This is a genomic window from Campylobacter sp. BCW_6873 (assembly GCF_001762365.1).
In the GTDB taxonomy this organism is placed as follows: Bacteria; Campylobacterota; Campylobacteria; order Campylobacterales; family Campylobacteraceae; genus Campylobacter_D; species Campylobacter_D jejuni.
On the sequence record NZ_MJWS01000075.1, the window covers coordinates 1 to 18,441 of the forward strand.

Annotated in this window: 12 protein-coding genes, 2 tRNA genes, 3 rRNA genes and 1 pseudogene; 15 read left to right on the forward strand and 3 right to left on the reverse strand. The window is 36.1% G+C overall.

The features are described from left to right. From AJ932_RS05720 to rrf, 5 genes are all read left to right on the forward strand, one after another. Nucleotides 1–1,512: ribosomal RNA gene (locus AJ932_RS05720) — 16S ribosomal RNA — on the forward strand. Nucleotides 1,513–1,614: 102 nt separating this feature from the next. Then, nucleotides 1,615–1,690 (forward strand) — tRNA-Ala (locus AJ932_RS05725). Between the two features lie 8 nt (nucleotides 1,691–1,698). Beyond that, a tRNA-Ile gene (locus AJ932_RS05730) sits at nucleotides 1,699–1,775 on the forward strand. A 727-nt stretch (nucleotides 1,776–2,502) separates the two neighbouring features. Next, nucleotides 2,503–5,561, forward strand: a 23S ribosomal RNA gene (locus tag AJ932_RS05735). 274 nt (nucleotides 5,562–5,835) lie between these two features. Continuing rightward, nucleotides 5,836–5,952: ribosomal RNA gene (gene rrf, locus AJ932_RS05740) — 5S ribosomal RNA — on the forward strand. The 16S, 23S and 5S rRNA genes sit together here with 2 tRNA genes alongside, the layout of an rRNA operon. A 180-nt stretch (nucleotides 5,953–6,132) precedes the next feature. On the opposite strand, the gene murD is transcribed toward rrf, so the two are convergent. Both murD and mraY read right to left on the reverse strand, forming a co-directional pair. Continuing rightward, the gene (murD, locus tag AJ932_RS05745; RefSeq protein WP_002861185.1) at nucleotides 6,133–7,341 is read right to left on the reverse strand and encodes a UDP-N-acetylmuramoyl-L-alanine--D-glutamate ligase; all 1,209 of its coding nucleotides are present in this window, start codon (nucleotides 7,339–7,341) and stop codon (nucleotides 6,133–6,135) included. After that, the gene (gene mraY, locus AJ932_RS05750; protein ID WP_002859004.1) at nucleotides 7,341–8,402 is read right to left on the reverse strand and encodes a phospho-N-acetylmuramoyl-pentapeptide-transferase; all 1,062 of its coding nucleotides are present in this window, start codon (nucleotides 8,400–8,402) and stop codon (nucleotides 7,341–7,343) included. Before mraY ends, murD begins: the two co-directional genes overlap by 1 nt. A gap of 79 nt (nucleotides 8,403–8,481) precedes the next feature. Between mraY and gpmI the strand changes: the two genes are divergently transcribed. From gpmI to sdhE, 7 genes are all read left to right on the forward strand, one after another. Continuing rightward, nucleotides 8,482–9,960 (forward strand): 2,3-bisphosphoglycerate-independent phosphoglycerate mutase, encoded by a 1,479-nt coding sequence (gene gpmI, locus AJ932_RS05755; RefSeq protein WP_002861186.1) that lies wholly within the window; start codon nucleotides 8,482–8,484, stop codon nucleotides 9,958–9,960. Further along, the gene (locus tag AJ932_RS10960; RefSeq protein WP_002869268.1) at nucleotides 9,944–10,042 is read left to right on the forward strand and encodes a hypothetical protein; all 99 of its coding nucleotides are present in this window, start codon (nucleotides 9,944–9,946) and stop codon (nucleotides 10,040–10,042) included. Before gpmI ends, AJ932_RS10960 begins: the two co-directional genes overlap by 17 nt. Next, a complete protein-coding gene (fabG, locus tag AJ932_RS05765; RefSeq protein ID WP_002870134.1) occupies nucleotides 10,032–10,775 on the forward strand; it encodes a 3-oxoacyl-ACP reductase FabG in 744 nt (247 codons plus the stop codon). Before AJ932_RS10960 ends, fabG begins: the two co-directional genes overlap by 11 nt. Before the next feature lie 6 nt (nucleotides 10,776–10,781). Further along, the gene (locus tag AJ932_RS05770; RefSeq protein WP_079396802.1) at nucleotides 10,782–11,192 is read left to right on the forward strand and encodes a pyridoxamine 5'-phosphate oxidase family protein; all 411 of its coding nucleotides are present in this window, start codon (nucleotides 10,782–10,784) and stop codon (nucleotides 11,190–11,192) included. 336 nt (nucleotides 11,193–11,528) lie between these two features. Then, complete coding sequence (sdhA, locus tag AJ932_RS05775) at nucleotides 11,529–13,364, forward strand: 8-methylmenaquinol:fumarate reductase flavoprotein subunit (protein WP_044778828.1); 1,836 nt, start codon at nucleotides 11,529–11,531, stop codon at nucleotides 13,362–13,364. Further along, on the forward strand, nucleotides 13,361–14,326 hold the full coding sequence (sdhB, locus tag AJ932_RS05780) for an 8-methylmenaquinol:fumarate reductase iron-sulfur subunit (RefSeq protein WP_002854950.1): 966 nt from the start codon (nucleotides 13,361–13,363) through the stop codon (nucleotides 14,324–14,326). Before sdhA ends, sdhB begins: the two co-directional genes overlap by 4 nt. A 3-nt stretch (nucleotides 14,327–14,329) precedes the next feature. Continuing rightward, on the forward strand, nucleotides 14,330–15,187 hold the full coding sequence (sdhE, locus tag AJ932_RS05785) for an 8-methylmenaquinol:fumarate reductase membrane anchor subunit (protein WP_044794418.1): 858 nt from the start codon (nucleotides 14,330–14,332) through the stop codon (nucleotides 15,185–15,187). Between the two features lie 23 nt (nucleotides 15,188–15,210). Here sdhE and tenA read toward each other — a convergent pair. Further along, nucleotides 15,211–15,879: pseudogene (gene tenA / locus AJ932_RS05790) on the reverse strand (thiaminase II). 109 nt (nucleotides 15,880–15,988) lie between these two features. Here tenA and acpP point away from each other — a divergent pair. The 3 genes from acpP to AJ932_RS05805 are packed head-to-tail and all read left to right on the forward strand — an operon-like array spanning nucleotide 15,989 to nucleotide 18,402. After that, nucleotides 15,989–16,222 carry an acyl carrier protein gene (acpP, locus tag AJ932_RS05795; protein ID WP_002854831.1) on the forward strand — a complete coding sequence of 78 codons (234 nt, stop codon included), beginning with the start codon at nucleotides 15,989–15,991 and terminating at the stop codon, nucleotides 16,220–16,222. A gap of 25 nt (nucleotides 16,223–16,247) precedes the next feature. Next, nucleotides 16,248–17,462, forward strand: coding sequence for a beta-ketoacyl-ACP synthase II (locus AJ932_RS05800; protein ID WP_070278948.1), 1,215 nt, complete (start codon nucleotides 16,248–16,250; stop codon nucleotides 17,460–17,462). A 1-nt stretch (nucleotide 17,463) separates the two neighbouring features. Further along, nucleotides 17,464–18,402, forward strand: coding sequence for an acetyl-CoA carboxylase carboxyltransferase subunit alpha (locus AJ932_RS05805; protein ID WP_044779800.1), 939 nt, complete (start codon nucleotides 17,464–17,466; stop codon nucleotides 18,400–18,402). Nucleotides 18,403–18,441: the final 39 nt, after the last annotated feature.

Sequence of the window (18,441 nt, forward strand, 5' to 3'; positions counted from 1 at the left end):
TTATGGAGAGTTTGATCCTGGCTCAGAGTGAACGCTGGCGGCGTGCCTAATACATGCAAGTCGAACGATGAAGCTTTTAGCTTGCTAGAAGTGGATTAGTGGCGCACGGGTGAGTAAGGTATAGTTAATCTGCCCTACACAAGAGGACAACAGTTGGAAACGACTGCTAATACTCTATACTCCTGCTTAACATAAGTTGAGTAGGGAAAGTTTTTCGGTGTAGGATGAGACTATATAGTATCAGCTAGTTGGTAAGGTAATGGCTTACCAAGGCTATGACGCTTAACTGGTCTGAGAGGATGATCAGTCACACTGGAACTGAGACACGGTCCAGACTCCTACGGGAGGCAGCAGTAGGGAATATTGCGCAATGGGGGAAACCCTGACGCAGCAACGCCGCGTGGAGGATGACACTTTTCGGAGCGTAAACTCCTTTTCTTAGGGAAGAATTCTGACGGTACCTAAGGAATAAGCACCGGCTAACTCCGTGCCAGCAGCCGCGGTAATACGGAGGGTGCAAGCGTTACTCGGAATCACTGGGCGTAAAGGGCGCGTAGGCGGATTATCAAGTCTCTTGTGAAATCTAATGGCTTAACCATTAAACTGCTTGGGAAACTGATAGTCTAGAGTGAGGGAGAGGCAGATGGAATTGGTGGTGTAGGGGTAAAATCCGTAGATATCACCAAGAATACCCATTGCGAAGGCGATCTGCTGGAACTCAACTGACGCTAAGGCGCGAAAGCGTGGGGAGCAAACAGGATTAGATACCCTGGTAGTCCACGCCCTAAACGATGTACACTAGTTGTTGGGATGCTAGTCATCTCAGTAATGCAGCTAACGCATTAAGTGTACCGCCTGGGGAGTACGGTCGCAAGATTAAAACTCAAAGGAATAGACGGGGACCCGCACAAGCGGTGGAGCATGTGGTTTAATTCGAAGATACGCGAAGAACCTTACCTGGGCTTGATATCCTAAGAACCTTATAGAGATATGAGGGTGCTAGCTTGCTAGAACTTAGAGACAGGTGCTGCACGGCTGTCGTCAGCTCGTGTCGTGAGATGTTGGGTTAAGTCCCGCAACGAGCGCAACCCACGTATTTAGTTGCTAACGGTTCGGCCGAGCACTCTAAATAGACTGCCTTCGTAAGGAGGAGGAAGGTGTGGACGACGTCAAGTCATCATGGCCCTTATGCCCAGGGCGACACACGTGCTACAATGGCATATACAATGAGACGCAATACCGCGAGGTGGAGCAAATCTATAAAATATGTCCCAGTTCGGATTGTTCTCTGCAACTCGAGAGCATGAAGCCGGAATCGCTAGTAATCGTAGATCAGCCATGCTACGGTGAATACGTTCCCGGGTCTTGTACTCACCGCCCGTCACACCATGGGAGTTGATTTCACTCGAAGCCGGAATACTAAACTAGTTACCGTCCACAGTGGAATCAGCGACTGGGGTGAAGTCGTAACAAGGTAACCGTAGGAGAACCTGCGGTTGGATCACCTCCTTTCTAGAGTACAAAGTAATAAGTCTCACCACTATTACTTCAATATATAAACTCAATTGATTCTTGTTTAGATTTCAAAGATTGATGATAAAGCTAATTGTTTATGGGGAATTAGCTCAGCTGGGAGAGCGCCTGCTTTGCACGCAGGAGGTCAGCGGTTCGATCCCGCTATTCTCCACCATTTATTAAGGGCCTATAGCTCAGCTGGTTAGAGTGCACCCCTGATAAGGGTGAGGTCACAAGTTCAAGTCTTGTTAGGCCCACCATAAAAAAGATTTGAATAAAAAAGCTTTAAAATCTAAAGCAAGTATATAAAGTAGATTAAATATAAAATATAAACTCTATACTTAGATTTATTTTTATCTTTAGCTATAAAAGAATATACTTTAAATAGATATAAGTAGCATATACATTATGTATTTATATTTATAATGATTATATTAATATATATATACTTCCTTTAGGTTTTAAACCTAAATGTTCTTTTTAATTATCATTGTTAAGAGTCACAAGCAAGTTTTAATAAAAACAATTTTACAGGACTTGTTAAAGGATAAAACCTATTTATCTTTTCTTTGGTTTAACTTATATCTTTTAATTATCTTTATTTCTATAATAAAGAGAATATTAGATTTAAGATTTGTAAATTAAAGACAAGTTTCAAACTCACAGCTTAGTTAAGACTAAATCATTTAGTTCTATATTAAGTGTTTGAATGCTTTCCGTCTTAAGATAAAGAAGTCTTATCATAAAAACTTTAACAAGGAAGTGATGCGTTTTAGAATCAATAAAAAAGGTAGAAGTTAGGTTATATCTAACTTTTATGCAAATTGTTTTTTTAGCGATTAAGAATTGAAGCTTTATCTACATTAATTTTTTAATGAATGTTTAGTTTATTTCGTTTTAAGCCTAATATCTTTTAGGTTGGCGGGGTAGGTCTTTAGCTTTGGTTCTTTAGGATGAGCTTTGCTCATCTGCTAAAAGAACATCAAAAGGTAAGCTACTAAGAGCGAATGGTGGATGCCTTGACTGGTAAAGGCGATGAAGGACGTACTAGACTGCGATAAGCTACGGGGAGCTGTCAAGAAGCTTTGATCCGTAGATTTCCGAATGGGGCAACCCAATGTATAGAGATATACATTACCTATATAGGAGCGAACGAGGGGAATTGAAACATCTTAGTACCCTCAGGAAAAGAAATCAATAGAGATTGCGTCAGTAGCGGCGAGCGAAAGCGCAAGAGGGCAAACCCAGTGCTTGCACTGGGGGTTGTAGGACTGCAATGTGCAAGAGCTGAGTTTAGCAGAACATTCTGGAAAGTATAGCCATAGAGGGTGATAGTCCCGTATGCGAAAAACAAAGCTTAGCTAGCAGTATCCTGAGTAGGGCGGGACACGAGGAATCCTGTCTGAATCCGGGTCGACCACGATCCAACCCTAAATACTAATACCAGATCGATAGTGCACAAGTACCGTGAGGGAAAGGTGAAAAGAACTGAGGTGATCAGAGTGAAATAGAACCTGAAACCATTTGCTTACAATCATTCAGAGCACTATGTAGCAATACAGTGTGATGGACTGCCTTTTGCATAATGAGCCTGCGAGTTGTGGTGTCTGGCAAGGTTAAGCAAACGCGAAGCCGTAGCGAAAGCGAGTCTGAATAGGGCGCTTAGTCAGATGCTGCAGACCCGAAACGAAGTGATCTATCCATGAGCAAGTTGAAGCTAGTGTAAGAACTAGTGGAGGACTGAACCCATAGGCGTTGAAAAGCCCCGGGATGACTTGTGGATAGGGGTGAAAGGCCAATCAAACTTCGTGATAGCTGGTTCTCTCCGAAATATATTTAGGTATAGCGTTGTGTCGTAATATAAGGGGGTAGAGCACTGAATGGGCTAGGGCATACACCAATGTACCAAACCCTATCAAACTCCGAATACCTTATATGTAATCACAGCAGTCAGGCGGCGAGTGATAAAATCCGTCGTCAAGAGGGAAACAACCCAGACTACCAGCTAAGGTCCCTAAATCTTACTTAAGTGGAAAACGATGTGAAGTTACTTAAACAACCAGGAGGTTGGCTTAGAAGCAGCCATCCTTTAAAGAAAGCGTAATAGCTCACTGGTCTAGTGATTTTGCGCGGAAAATATAACGGGGCTAAAGTAAGTACCGAAGCTGTAGACTTGCACACAACTTAGATTATTTAAGTTTAGAATATAAAAAACTAAGTTATATGTTTTAAGTTATATTTTTACTGATTTTTATAGAGTAAAGATAGAAATAAAACTTAGTAAAATCAGTAAAAATATTCTTGGTTTAAAGTTTAAGTAGTTTAAGTTGTGTGCAAGTGGTAGGAGAGCGTTCTATTTGCGTCGAAGGTATACCGGTAAGGAGTGCTGGAGCGAATAGAAGTGAGCATGCAGGCATGAGTAGCGATAATTAATGTGAGAATCATTAACGCCGTAAACCCAAGGTTTCCTACGCGATGCTCGTCATCGTAGGGTTAGTCGGGTCCTAAGTCGAGTCCGAAAGGGGTAGACGATGGCAAATTGGTTAATATTCCAATACCAACATTAGTGTGCGATGGAAGGACGCTTAGGGCTAAGGGGGCTAGCGGATGGAAGTGCTAGTCTAAGGTTGTAGGAGCTTATACAGGCAAATCCGTATAAGAACACTCCGAGAACTGAAAGGCTTTTTGAAGTCTTCGGATGGATAGAAGAACCCCTGATGCCGTCGAGCCAAGAAAAGTTTCTAAGTTTAGCTAATGTTGCCCGTACCGTAAACCGACACAGGTGGGTGGGATGAGTATTCTAAGGCGCGTGGAAGAACTCTCTTTAAGGAACTCTGCAAAATAGCACCGTATCTTCGGTATAAGGTGTGGTTAGCTTCGTACTAGGATTTACTCCGAAAGCGAAGAAACTTACAACAAAGAGTCCCTCCCGACTGTTTACCAAAAACACAGCACTCTGCTAACTCGTAAGAGGATGTATAGGGTGTGACGCCTGCCCGGTGCTCGAAGGTTAATTGATGGGGTTAGCATTAGCGAAGCTCTTGATCGAAGCCCGAGTAAACGGCGGCCGTAACTATAACGGTCCTAAGGTAGCGAAATTCCTTGTCGGTTAAATACCGACCTGCATGAATGGCGTAACGAGATGGGAGCTGTCTCAAAGAGGGATCCAGTGAAATTGTAGTGGAGGTGAAAATTCCTCCTACCCGCGGCAAGACGGAAAGACCCCGTGGACCTTTACTACAGCTTGACACTGCTACTTGGATAAGAATGTGCAGGATAGGTGGGAGGCTTTGAGTATATGACGCCAGTTGTATATGAGCCGTTGTTGAGATACCACTCTTTCTTATTTGGGTAGCTAACCAGCTTGAGTTATCCTCAAGTGGGACAATGTCTGGTGGGTAGTTTGACTGGGGCGGTCGCCTCCCAAATAATAACGGAGGCTTACAAAGGTTGGCTCAGAACGGTTGGAAATCGTTCGTAGAGTATAAAGGTATAAGCCAGCTTAACTGCAAGACATACAAGTCAAGCAGAGACGAAAGTCGGTCTTAGTGATCCGGTGGTTCTGTGTGGAAGGGCCATCGCTCAAAGGATAAAAGGTACCCCGGGGATAACAGGCTGATCTCCCCCAAGAGCTCACATCGACGGGGAGGTTTGGCACCTCGATGTCGGCTCATCGCATCCTGGGGCTGGAGCAGGTCCCAAGGGTATGGCTGTTCGCCATTTAAAGCGGTACGCGAGCTGGGTTCAGAACGTCGTGAGACAGTTCGGTCCCTATCTGCCGTGGGCGTAAGAAGATTGAAGAGATTTGACCCTAGTACGAGAGGACCGGGTTGAACAAACCACTGGTGTAGCTGTTGTTCTGCCAAGAGCATCGCAGCGTAGCTAAGTTTGGAAAGGATAAACGCTGAAAGCATCTAAGCGTGAAGCCAACTCTAAGATGAATCTTCTCTAAGCTCTCTAGAAGACTACTAGTTTGATAGGCTGGGTGTGTAATGGATGAAAGTCCTTTAGCTGACCAGTACTAATAGAGCGTTTGGCTTATCTTTAATAAAGCATCACTTCCTTGTTAAGGTTTTTAAGAAAGCTTTGAATATAGATAATATTTAGAGTTTCATAGAAATCTTTCAAGTAGAGTTTATATTAGAACTTGCTCTTAACATTGTTTTTTAAGTATTCTATATAAAAACTTATCAAAGATAAAAGATAAGTAAAGAAGAAAGAAAAACAAAAGAAGAAAGAGAATAAAGAAAAAAGTAAAGAAATAAAAGATTAATCTTTATTTTTTAAATTCAATCTTTCAAAGAATATTTAAATAACAATGTCCGTGATTATACAGATGTGGAAACGCCTTGCTCCATCCCGAACCAAGAAGCTAAGCACATCGTGGGTGATGATACTACGCCTTACTGGCAGGGGGAAAGTAGCTCATTGCGGACTTGTTAAATGTCTTTATTGCTTACTTTATATATAAATCCTATGTTTATTTTTATTGTTGTTTTAGATGGTGCTTAGAATCGTGTTTAAAAAAGAGTTTGTTGCTGGTTAAGGTTTTTAAGAGAATAGGGTGTTTTTAGGGGTTTGGAAAGTTAAGTATATTTGTATGGATTGTAAAATAAATTAAATTTTATTCACACATTCTTTAAAGACTTTTCCACGCTCTGAGTAAGAGTTGAACTGATCTAAACTTGCACAAGCGGGACTTAAAAGAGCCACTTCATTGTCTTTTAAGTGATTTGAAATTTCATTTACAGCTTTAGATAAAACTTCACATTTATAGGCTTTCAAATTCGCTTTTTTTGCATAATCAAGCATTTTTTCGGTACTAATACCTATAGCATAGAGTTCTATATCAAATCCTTTCATAAAATCAAATAAATTGCTAAGATCTACACCCTTATCATCTCCCCCTATGATGAGATGAATTTTTTTATCTTTATAGCGACTAAGTGCAGCCATTACCGCACTTTCATTTGTAGCTTTAGTGTCATTTACCCAAAGCCTATTTTGACTGTCTTTAAGCTCTTCGAGTTTATTTTTTTCCATTACAAAGCTATTTAAAAGCTCATAGCTTAAAGTATCAAGTAGAATTTTTTCTATAGCTAAAGCCATGATAGCATCGAGTAAAAAAGGACTTTTAAAGGAAATTTTTTCCGTATCAATGCCAAATTTAACAGCTAGATCTTTTTCATCTTCATAGCTTATTTTATGAGCTTTTGTTGGAGTATTTGCATAAATTTTAGGCAGTATTGCTACATCACATTCATTCATTCTTTTTAAAACGCTTAGCTTATCTTGAACATAATTATCAAAACTTCCATGCCAAGAAAGATGATCAGGACTTATAGGTAAAAGTGCATAAATTTCAGGTTTAGCTTTATGAGTGTAGTGTAGGGTGAAAGATGAAGTTTCAAGTATCCAAAGTTTTGCATAAGGATCAAGCTCTGCTAAAGGAGTTCCAACATTTCCACCCATAACAGCACCAATGTGTGATAATAAATGTGTAGCCATTTGAGTGGTAGTAGTTTTGCCATTGGTTCCGCTTATCCAAACGGATTTTGGCATGATATCATAAAAAAAGTCATATTCGCTTTGTAAATTTTTTGCTTTTTGAATGAGTTTGTGCTTTGGTGGAAAACCTGGACTAGGAATTTCAATATCGCTTAAATTATCATCAAAATCATTAGGATTTAAAAGTAAATTTCCTAGTGTATCTTTTTTTGTTTCTGTAAAATGATCATCATAGATATCAAAAGGCCCAAATTTATCTACCAAATTTTCAGCAATAGCACGTGTGGTTTTTCCGTATCCAAAAAGTGAAATTTTCATTATCTTAGCTTTATTGATGCAAGTGCAAGTAAATTTGAAAGTAGGGCTATCATCCAAAAACGCACTATAATTTTATTTTCTACCCAGCCAACTTTTTCAAAATGATGATGAATAGGTGCCATTTTAAAGACTCTTTTATTAAAAATTTTAAAACTTCCAACTTGTAAAATTACAGAAACAGTTTCAAGAACAAAAACAAAACCTATGAGTAAAAGTAAAATTTCATTTTTGCTAATGATAGCTAAAAATCCTATGAATCCACCTAAAGCTAAACTTCCGCTATCCCCCATAAAAACCTGTGCAGGATAACAGTTGTACCATAAAAATCCCATTAAAGCACCGATTAATGCAGCGCAAATAATCACCACTTCACCAAGTCCTTGAATTTTTGGCAAAAGTAAATATTCACTATAATTTAAATTTCCGCTCAAATATAAGAATATTCCTAAAGTAGATAAAGAAAAAATACTTGGAACTGTAGCTAAGCCATCAAGTCCATCGGTTAAATTTACAGCATTAGAGCTAGAAATTAAAACCAAAATCCAAAAAGCAATGGCAAAAATTTCCATATCAAAAAGAGGGTGTTTATAAAAAGGTATAAAAAGTTCCGTGCTAAGCTCTGAACTAAAATATAAAGGTAAGATGCAAATAAGTCCAGCGATGATTTGTGCTAAAAGCTTCATTCTTGGACTAAGTCCTGAATGATTATCTTTTTTTAGAACTTTGCCTAAATCATCTATGAGACCTATCAAACAAAAAAGTATCAAACAAAGTAAAGCACTTATAGCAAAAATATTATCAAATTTGATACAAAATAAACTTGCAATTACTGCAGAACTGATGAAAATAAGCCCACCCATGGTTGGAGTATGGCATTTGGTTTTATGAGTTTCTGGGGCGTATTCGTAAATAGGTTGACTAGCATTTTTAGCTTTTGCCCAAGTAATAAATTTAGGCATTAAAAATAAAGACAAACATAAAGCGATAAAAAATGCAAATCCTGCACGCACACTAATATAAGTAAAAAAAGCATAATGACTTAAATCTGAAAGATAATACAAAACCTAGCCTTCTTTTTGGTTTTTAAAAGTTTAATTTTAGTAAAATCTAACCAAAAAAATTCTTATAAAAGAGAGAAAAATGAAGCAAAAATGCGTTTTAATTATTACAGATGGAATAGGGTATAATAAGAATAGTAAGTTTAATGCTTTTGAAGCAGCTAAAAAACCAAGTTATGAAAAGCTTTTTAAGGAAGTCCCAAATTCTTTACTAAAAACGAGTGGTTTAGCTGTAGGTTTGCCAGAAGGGCAGATGGGAAATAGTGAAGTAGGGCATATGTGTATAGGAAGTGGGCGTGTTATTTATCAAAATTTAGTGCGTATTAATAAAACCATTGAAAACAAAGAACTTGAAAAAAATGAGAATTTACAAAAACTTTTAGCAAAATGTAAAAGAGTGCATATTATAGGGCTTTATAGCGATGGCGGGGTGCATTCTATGGATACGCATTTTAAAGCCATGCTTGAAATTTGTGCGAAAAATGGCAATGAAGTTTTTGCTCACGCAATCACTGATGGGCGTGATGTAAGTCCAAAAAGTGGCTTAAATTTCATAAAAGATTTAAAAGAATTTTGTGAAAATTTAGGCGTGCATTTTGCTACGCTTTGTGGGCGTTTTTATGCTATGGATAGAGATAAGCGTTGGGATAGGGTGAAAGAATATTATGAGTGCTTGTTAGGTAAGGCTTATAAAGTGCCAAATTTATTAGAATACCTACAAAAATCTTACGATGAAAATATTACTGATGAGTTTATTAAAGCAGCTCAAAATGAGAATTACAAGGGCATGAGAGAAGAAGATGGCATTATCTTTATCAACTTTAGAAATGATAGAATGAAACAACTTGTTGAAGTGTTAAATTCCAAGGATTTTAAAGAGTTTGAACGCGAAAAAATCTTTGAAAATTTACTTACTATGAGTGTTTATGATGATAAATTTAAACTCCCTGTGCTTTTTGAAAAAGAAAAAATTGAAAATACTTTAGCTCAAGTGATTTCTAAAGCAGGGCTTAGTCAGCTTCATACCGCAGAAACCGAAAAATATGCCCATGTAACTTTCTTTTTTAATGGCGGAAAAGAAGAGCTTTTAGAAAATGAAACAAGGGTTTTAATCCCAAGTCCTAAGGTAAAAACTTATGATGAAAAACCCCAAATGAGCGCTTTTGAAGTGTGTAATGCAGTGAAAAAAGGTATAGAAAAGGGCGAAGACTTTATAGTGGTAAATTTTGCAAATGGAGATATGGTTGGACATACAGGCGATTTTAATGCTGCTATAAAGGCTGTTGAAGCGGTGGATACTTGTTTGGGCGAGATTGTAGAATGTGCAAAAAAGCATGATTATGCTTTTATCATTACAAGTGATCATGGAAATTGCGAGGCTATGCAAGATGAAAAAGGAAATTTGCTTACCAATCACACTACTTTTGATGTTTTTGTTTTTGTGCAAGCAAAGGGAGTTTCAAAGATTAAAGATAATATGGGGCTTAGTAATATCGCTGCAAGCGTGCTTAAAATTTTAGACTTAGAAATTCCAAAAGAAATGAATGAGGCTTTATTTTAGTTTGTTTGCCTTTTTTATAAGAAATTTGTTAAGATTGCAATTTTTAAAATTAAACTTATTAAGGATAGATAATGAAATTTAGTGGAAAAAATGTTTTAATTACTGGAGCAAGTAAGGGAATAGGCGCTTCTATCGCAAAAACTTTGGCGGGTTTTGGACTTAAAGTTTGGATTAATTATCGTTCAAAACCTGAACTTGCAGATGCTTTAAAAGATGAAATTATTGCAAGTGGTGGCGTTGCTGCTGTGATTAAATTTGATGCAAGCAAAGAAGATGAGTTTGAAAATGGTGTAAAAACCATAGTGGAGAGCGATGGAGAGTTAAGTTATCTTGTAAATAACGCAGGCGTTACAAATGATAAACTTGCTTTAAGAATGAAATTAGAGGACTTTAGTGGCGTTGTGGATACGAATTTAAGCTCAGCTTTTTTAGGTTGTAGAGAAGCTTTAAAAACTATGAGTAAAAAACGTTTTGGTGCTGTTGTAAATATCGCTTCTATTGTCGGAGAAATGGGCAATGCTGGACAAGTAAATTATTCTGCTAGTAAAGGTGGAATGATAGCTATGACTAAATCTTTTGCTAAAGAAGGAGCAAGTAGAAATTTACGCTTTAACTGTGTAACTCCAGGTTTCATAAAAAGCGATATGACTGAAGTTTTAAGCGATGAAATCAAACAAACCTATCAAGATAATATCCCTTTAAAACGCTTTGCAGAACCTGAAGAAGTGGCTAATTGTGTAGCATTTTTACTTAGTGATTATGCCTCTTATGTGACAGGCGATGTACTTAAGATCAATGGTGGTTTATATATGTAAGGAAAAATGATGGATTTAAAAGAAATAGCACAATTTTTAGATGATAATGCACCGGCATTTTTAGCCACTTTAGGAACTTGTGGAAATCCTAGAGTGCGTCCTATACAAAGTCCATTGCTTGTGGGAGATAAAATTTATTTTTGCACAGCAAACACAAAAGGACTTTTTAAGCATATAAAAAATTATAATGGTATTGAATTTTGTTCTTGTGCAAAAGATGGGACTTTCTTAAGACTTAGAGCTAATGCAATTTTTGAACCAAATTTAGAAGTTAAAAAAAAGATGTTTGAAAAATATCCTTATCTTGTAAATCTTTATGAAACTCCACAAAATTCAAAATTTGAAGTTTTTTATCTCGATAATCTAAGCGCTAGAATGCAATTTATGAATGGAGAAATTAAGCTTTTTAAAGCTTAATGATTTGATAATTTTATTAACTATATATTAATTAAGATAAATATTATCTTAATTAATATTAACTTTTTGTTATTTTTTTAAGGTATAATCATTCCGTTTAATTTGCAAGGAATAGATTATGATATATTGCAAAAATTTTTTAATATTTATTTTATTATATTCGTCTATCTTCTTTGATTACTTATCTTATACTTTTTTATATTTATTAAATTATAAATTTATTTTTAATCCATTTTATATTGAAAGGAGAGTTTGTTTTTGGATTTTTGGCATGCGGTTATGTAAGATTGACTTACATTAAAAATTATTATTAATTTTTTAAATAAGGAGAATGATATGGGTGAATTTTCTAGAAGAGATTTTATAAAAACAGCCTGTATTAGTGTAGGAGCTTTAGCTGCAAGTTCAAGTGGAGTTTATGCCTTAGATGATTCATCTAAGATAGATAAAGATACAAATTTACCTTCTTGTGATGTTTTGGTAATTGGATCAGGTGGAGCAGGTTTGCGTGCTGCAGCCGCAGTGAGAAAAGAAAATCCAAAATTAAGCGTTGTAGTAGCTACAAAGATGATGCCATCGCGTAACGCAACTTGTATGGCAGAGGGTGGAATTAATGGAGTTACTGATTTTTCTAATGGAGATTCCTATAAATTACATGCTTATGATACTATCAAAGGCGGAGCTTATTTGGTAGATCAAGATGCGGCTTTAAAATTTTGTGAATTAGCTGGAAAGGCTATTTTTAATATGGATTTTATAGGAACCTTGTTTTCAAGAAATGAACAAGGTGGAGTAGCTCAGCGTTTAATGGGAGGAGCTTCTAAGAAACGCTGTAACTATTCTGCAGATAAAACAGGTCATATTTTAATGCATTCTTGTTTAGATGATGCTATTAGTAGCGGTGTGAAATTTTTAATGGATCATGAGCTTTTGGATATAGGTGTTGTGGATGGAAAATGTGAAGGTGTCGTTTTAAGAGATATACAAAGCGGTGGAATTTATCCTGTGTTATGTAAAGCTTTGGTAATTGCTACAGGGGGATACACAAGGATATTTTATAATAGAACTTCAACTCCTTTTATTGCCACAGGAGATGGTGTGGCAGCTGCTCTTAGAGCAGGACTTGGTTTTGAAGATCCTGAGATGATACAATTTCACCCAACAGGAGTTGCAAATGGTGGAACTCTTATTACAGAAGCGGCGCGCGGTGAAGGGGGATATCTTTTAAATAATCGTGGTGAGCGTTTTATGAAAAATTACCATGAAAAAATGGAGCTTGCACCGCGAGATGTGGTTGCGCGTGCTATAGAAACAGAAATTCGTGAAGGTAGAGGTTATGGTGAGGGACTTGGAGCTTATGTTTTGTGCGATGTACGCCACTTAGGAAAAGAAAAAATTTTAAAAGATTTACCAAAAATTCGTCACACTGCAATGCTTTTTGAAAATATTGATTTAGTAGATACTCCTGTACCTATCCGTCCAACGGCGCATTATTCTATGGGTGGAATTGAAGTGGCTAAATTTGAAGATATGAGTACTAAAATTGCTGGAATTTATGTAGGTGGAGAAGCTTCTTGTATTTCTATACATGGAGCTAATAGACTAGGGGGAAATTCTTTAGCCGATGCAGTTGTAACGGGGCATTTAGCAGGTATTGGTGCGACAAATTATGCCAAAGATGCAAGTTTTGGAAAAGGGGTAAAAACTCATGAACTTGCTCAAAAATGGCAGGCTAGATTTAAAGAAATTACAAATAATGGCGGAAATGGTCAAGAAATGTATGAATTGCGAGAAGAGCTAGGAAGTCAAAATTGGGATAATATGGGGATTTTTAGAACTCAAGAAAAACTCGATCTTCTAGCAAAAAATTTAGAAGATATACAAGCAAGATATGAAAAAATTCGTATTCCAAATCCTAATGAAGTGATGAATACTGCTTTTACAGATTATGTAGAGCTTGGTAATTTGATTTTACTTTCTCGCTGTGCTTGTTTAGCAGCTAGAAATAGACTTGAAAGTCGTGGGGCTCATACTAGAGAAGATTATCCAAAGCGAGATGATAAAAATTTCTTAAAACATAGCATTGTAAATTTAGAAAATGATGAATTAAAGCTTAGTTATAAAGATGTCGTGGTAACTGAGTTTTCACTTGATGGAAGGAGAGTACAATGAAAATCATCATAGATCGTTTTAATGGCAAGGAAAAATATGAACAAAGTTATGATATTGATGATAAGGATATACAGGGAAAAACTCTACTCTCTCTTTTGCTTTTTATTAAAAAAACAAAAGATATTACTCTAAATTTTACCGCATCTTGTCAATCTGCGATTTGTGGGGCTTGTGCAGTTCGTGTGAATGGGCATTCTTATCTTGCTTGTGATACTAAAATGCAAGATTTGTTAAAAGAATATGATAATCCTTCAAGTATACGCATTTCTCCGCTTGGAAATTTTAGAGTAATTTCTGATTTAATTGTGGATTGGGAGCCTTCTATAGAAAATTTAAGAAAAATTCGTCCTGCCATGGTGGCAAAAAATGAATTTTCAGCGGAAAAGGGCTGTAAACAAAGTCAAGAAGAATTTGATCGTATTAGCAAGCAATGGGATTGTATTTTATGTGGTAGCTGTGCTTCAGAGTGTAATAAATTAGAAGCAGATAGTAGCGATTATATGCAACCTTTTGTTTTTACTCATGCTTGGCGTGCAGCGGCAGACTCTCGAGGTAAGGATCCTATGTTGCATGTAAAACCTAGTGTAATGAATGGACTTTGGCTTTGTGTTCATTGTCAAGAGTGCGCTGATCGTTGTCCAAAGGGTATAAGTTCAGTAAGTGATATAGCAAATTTAAGAGTGATGGCGATTAAAAAAGGTTTAAATGAAGGCTTAGGGCCTGATCATGCTGAAGCTTTTTATAAAGATTTAGTTGAAGGTTCAGGACGTTTGAATGAAATTTATCTTGCTTTGCGTTCTGAGGGTGTTATAGGTTCTATGGGCAAAACAGATATAGCTTTTAAACTTATGCGCGCAGGAAAAATGAATCCTATGCATGTTTTTGGCGAGGATGAAATAGAAGGGCATAAAGATTTGGTTAAAATGATAAAGGCGGCACAAGAAGCTGCTGTTAAGGAGTAAAATATGCAAAAAGAATACGCTTTTTTTCCAGGTTGTGTTTTATCTCAAGCTGCAAAAGAATCTAAAATTTCACTTGAAGCTATTGCACCTATTTTGGGTTGGAAGTTGAATGAAATTAAGGGATGGAGTTGTTGTGGAGCTTCTCAAGCGCAGTGTGTTGATCCTATTGCGACTTTGGTAGCTAATGCAAGAAATATTGCTTTAGCGGAAGAGATGAAAATGCCAATGCTTACAACTTGTAGTACTTGTATGCTAACTTTAACTAAAGCAAAAAATACTCTTGATAAGGGTGCAAAAGAACGCATCAATACTTTTTTAGCACAAGGTGGAATGAAATATCAAGGTTCAACGCCTATTACAAGTCTTTTGTGGGAGCTTTATGAGGATTTGGATAATTTAAAAAGCAAGGTGAAAAAGCCGCTTTCAAATTTAAAAGTAGCTTTATTTTATGGTTGTCATAGTTTAAGACCTGAAGATACTTTCGGTAAAAAAGAAAGTTCAACCAATCCAAAAAGTTTTGAAAGTGTAGTAGAAGTTTTAGGGGCTAAAATAGTTCCTTTTGAAAAACGCCTTGATTGTTGTGGTTTTCATGCTTCTTATCCTGCAGAAAAATCTGTGAAAAAAATGTCTAGTCAAATTGTCAATAATGCAAGTGAAAATCAAGCTGATTGTGTTGTAACACCTTGTCCACTTTGTCAAATGCAGCTTGATATCTATCAAGAAAGATTTCAAGATTATACTAATTCTAAAGCAAGATTGCCTATTATTCATTTATCACAATTAGTAGGACTTGCATTAGGACTTTCTAAAGAAACGGTTGGTTTAGATTATAATATTATTGATGCAAGTAAAATTGCATAAAAACATGGGCAAAAAGCCCATGTTTAAAGATTTAATTCCATTCTTAAAGAATGCTCCCAAAAAGCCACTTCCAAGCGTGTTACAGTATGAAAAATTTCGCTGAGTTTTTGGAATTTTTGTGCACTAACACTTGAAGTATAAGAATTAACAAAATCTTCAAATTCTTTAGCTTCATTTTGAAAATTTTCACTTCCATAGGTCAAAATCCATTCCTTGTAAGGATGATCTTTTAAATTTTCATTTTTTAAACGATTTATAATTTCAGCACCTATTTTTGCATAGCCTATAGCGCAAGCACTAAGAGCAACTAACATATCTAAAAAATCTCCATTTTCACCTACGCTTAACATATAACGCGAATAGGCTATATTGACTAAACTTTCATCTTTTATATCGAGTTCATCTGCATTAATGCCAAGAGATAAAATTGCACGATGAAGCTCCATTTCTCCTTCAACTATATAATTTTGAAATTTCATAGCAAAACGAAGTTCTTTTGCGGTATTTGAGTTAAGTGCTAATCTTGCATAACATTTTGCGTAATTAAGCAAATAAATATAATCTTACTTGAGATAAAAAAGAAAATTTTCTTGCTTTAGGCTTTTATCTTCCAATTTTTTAACAAAATCATGATGTAGATAAGCATTCCAAATTTTTTGATTTTCTTTGATTAAATTAGAGAAAAGCATTATTTTTCCTTTATGTTTTAATATTTTATTTTCAAGTATAATGAAAAACTATAAATATTTTAAGCTTTTTATAGTAAAATACGCTTTATTTTAATTTTTTGAAGGAGAACAAATGGCAACATTTGATGATGTAAAAGCAGTAGTAGTAGAGCAATTAAGTATTGATGCAGATGCAGTTAAAATGGAATCAAAAATTATTGAAGATTTAGGTGCTGATTCTTTAGATGTTGTAGAGCTTATTATGGCTTTAGAAGAAAAATTTGAAGTAGAAATTCCAGATAGTGATGCTGAAAAATTAATTAAAATTGAAGATGTTGTAAATTATATTGATAATCTAAAAAAATAATTTTTTTCTTGCAAGGAGCTTATTCTTGAAAAGAGTTGTAGTTACAGGTATTGGTATGATCAATGCCCTTGGTTTAGATAAAGAAAATTCATTTAAAGCAATTTGCAATGGAGAAAGCGGAGTAAATAAAATTACTCTTTTTGATGCCACAGACTTTCCTGTTCAAATTGCAGCTGAAGTTAAAAATTTTGATCCATTAGAGGTTGTTGATGGCAAAGAGGTAAAAAAAATTGACCGTTTCATACAACTTGGAATTAAAGCAGCAAGAGAAGCAATGCAGGATGCTGGATTTAGCGAAGAATTAGACAAAGAAGAATTTGGCATTGTTTCGGCTGCTGGTATTGGAGGTTTGCCTAACATAGAAAAAAATTCCATTATTTGTTCCGAGCGAGGTCCGCGTAAAATTTCCCCTTTTTTCATACCTTCGGCACTTGTAAATATGTTAGGAGGTTTGATTTCTATAGAGCATGGACTTAAAGGGCCAAATATTTCTTGTGTTACAGCTTGTGCAGCAGGAACTCATGCTATAGGAGAAGCTTATAAAAGTATAGCTTTGGGAAATGCTAAAAAGATGTTAGTCATAGGTGCAGAAGCTGCGATTTGTCCTGTGGGTATAGGTGGTTTTGCTTCAATGAAAGCTTTATCAACTAGAAATGAAGATCCACAGCATGCTTCAAGACCATTTGACAAAGAAAGAGATGGTTTTGTCATGGGAGAAGGTGCTGGAGCTTTGATTTTTGAGGAATATGAAGAGGCTAAAAAACGCAGTGCTACAATTTATGCTGAATTAATTGGATTTGGAGAAAGTGCAGATGCGCATCATATTACTTCACCAACTTTAGATGGGCCTTTAAGAGCTATGAAAAAAGCTTTAAATATGGCAGGGAATCCAAAGGTAGATTATATCAATGCACATGGAACTTCAACTCCTATAAATGACAAAAATGAAACAGCAGCAATTAAAGAGCTTTTTGGTGATAATATCCCACTTATAAGTTCCACCAAAGGACAAACAGGTCATTGCTTGGGTGCTGCAGGTGCAATTGAAGCAGTTGTTAGTGTTATGGCTTTAAGAGATGGAGTAGTTCCACCTACAATCAATCAGCTTGTAAAAGATAATGAATGTGATCTTGATTATGTTCCAAATATATCAAGAAAAGTAGATTTAAAAGTAGTGATGAGTAATTCTTTTGGTTTTGGTGGCACAAATGGCTGTGTTGTATTTAAAAAAGTAGATTAATATGGCTTCTTATTTAGATTTTGAAAAAAATATTCAGCAAATTGATGAGGACATTATCAATGCTCAGATTAAAGGAGACACTGAGGCTGTATCGATTTTAAAGAAAAATCTTGAAAAAGAAATTTCTAAAACTTATAAGAATTTAAGTGATTTTCAACGTTTGCAATTAGCGCGTCATCCAGATCGCCCTTATGCTCTTGACTATATTGAACTTATTTTAAATGACGCTCACGAAATACATGGTGATCGTGCCTTTAGAGATGATCCTGCTATTGTTTGTTTTATGGGTTATTTAGCAGAGAAAAAAATAATTGTAATTGGTGAGCAAAAAGGACGTGGAACAAAAGATAAAATCGCTAGAAATTTTGGGATGCCACATCCTGAAGGATATCGTAAAGCCTTAAGAGTAGCAAGGCTTGCAGAGAAATTTCAAATTCCTATTTTATTTTTAATAGATACTCCAGGTGCTTATCCTGGAATAGGTGCTGAAGAAAGAGGGCAAAGTGAAGCTATCGCTAGAAATTTATATGAATTAAGTGATTTGAAAATACCGACCATTGCTATAGTTATCGGAGAAGGTGGTAGTGGCGGGGCGTTAGCTATAGGGGTTGCAGATAGACTTGCAATGATGAAAAATTCTGTTTTTTCAGTAATTTCTCCTGAAGGTTGTGCTGCAATACTTTGGAATGATCCTGCAAAAAGTGAAGCTGCAACCAAGGCTATGAAGGTAACGGCTGATGATTTAAAATCTCAAGGTTTAATTGATGATGTTATAGATGAGCCTACAAATGGTGCACATCGTAATAAAGAAGCTGCAGCAGTAGCTATTGCTGATTATGTAAAAAAATCTCTAAATGAACTTGAAAATATTGACGTACGAGAACTTTCTGCAAATCGTATGCAGAAAATTTTAAAGCTTGGAGCCTATCAAGAGGCTTAGGCTTTTACTTCGCTTTTTTAAATAATTTTATTATTTATA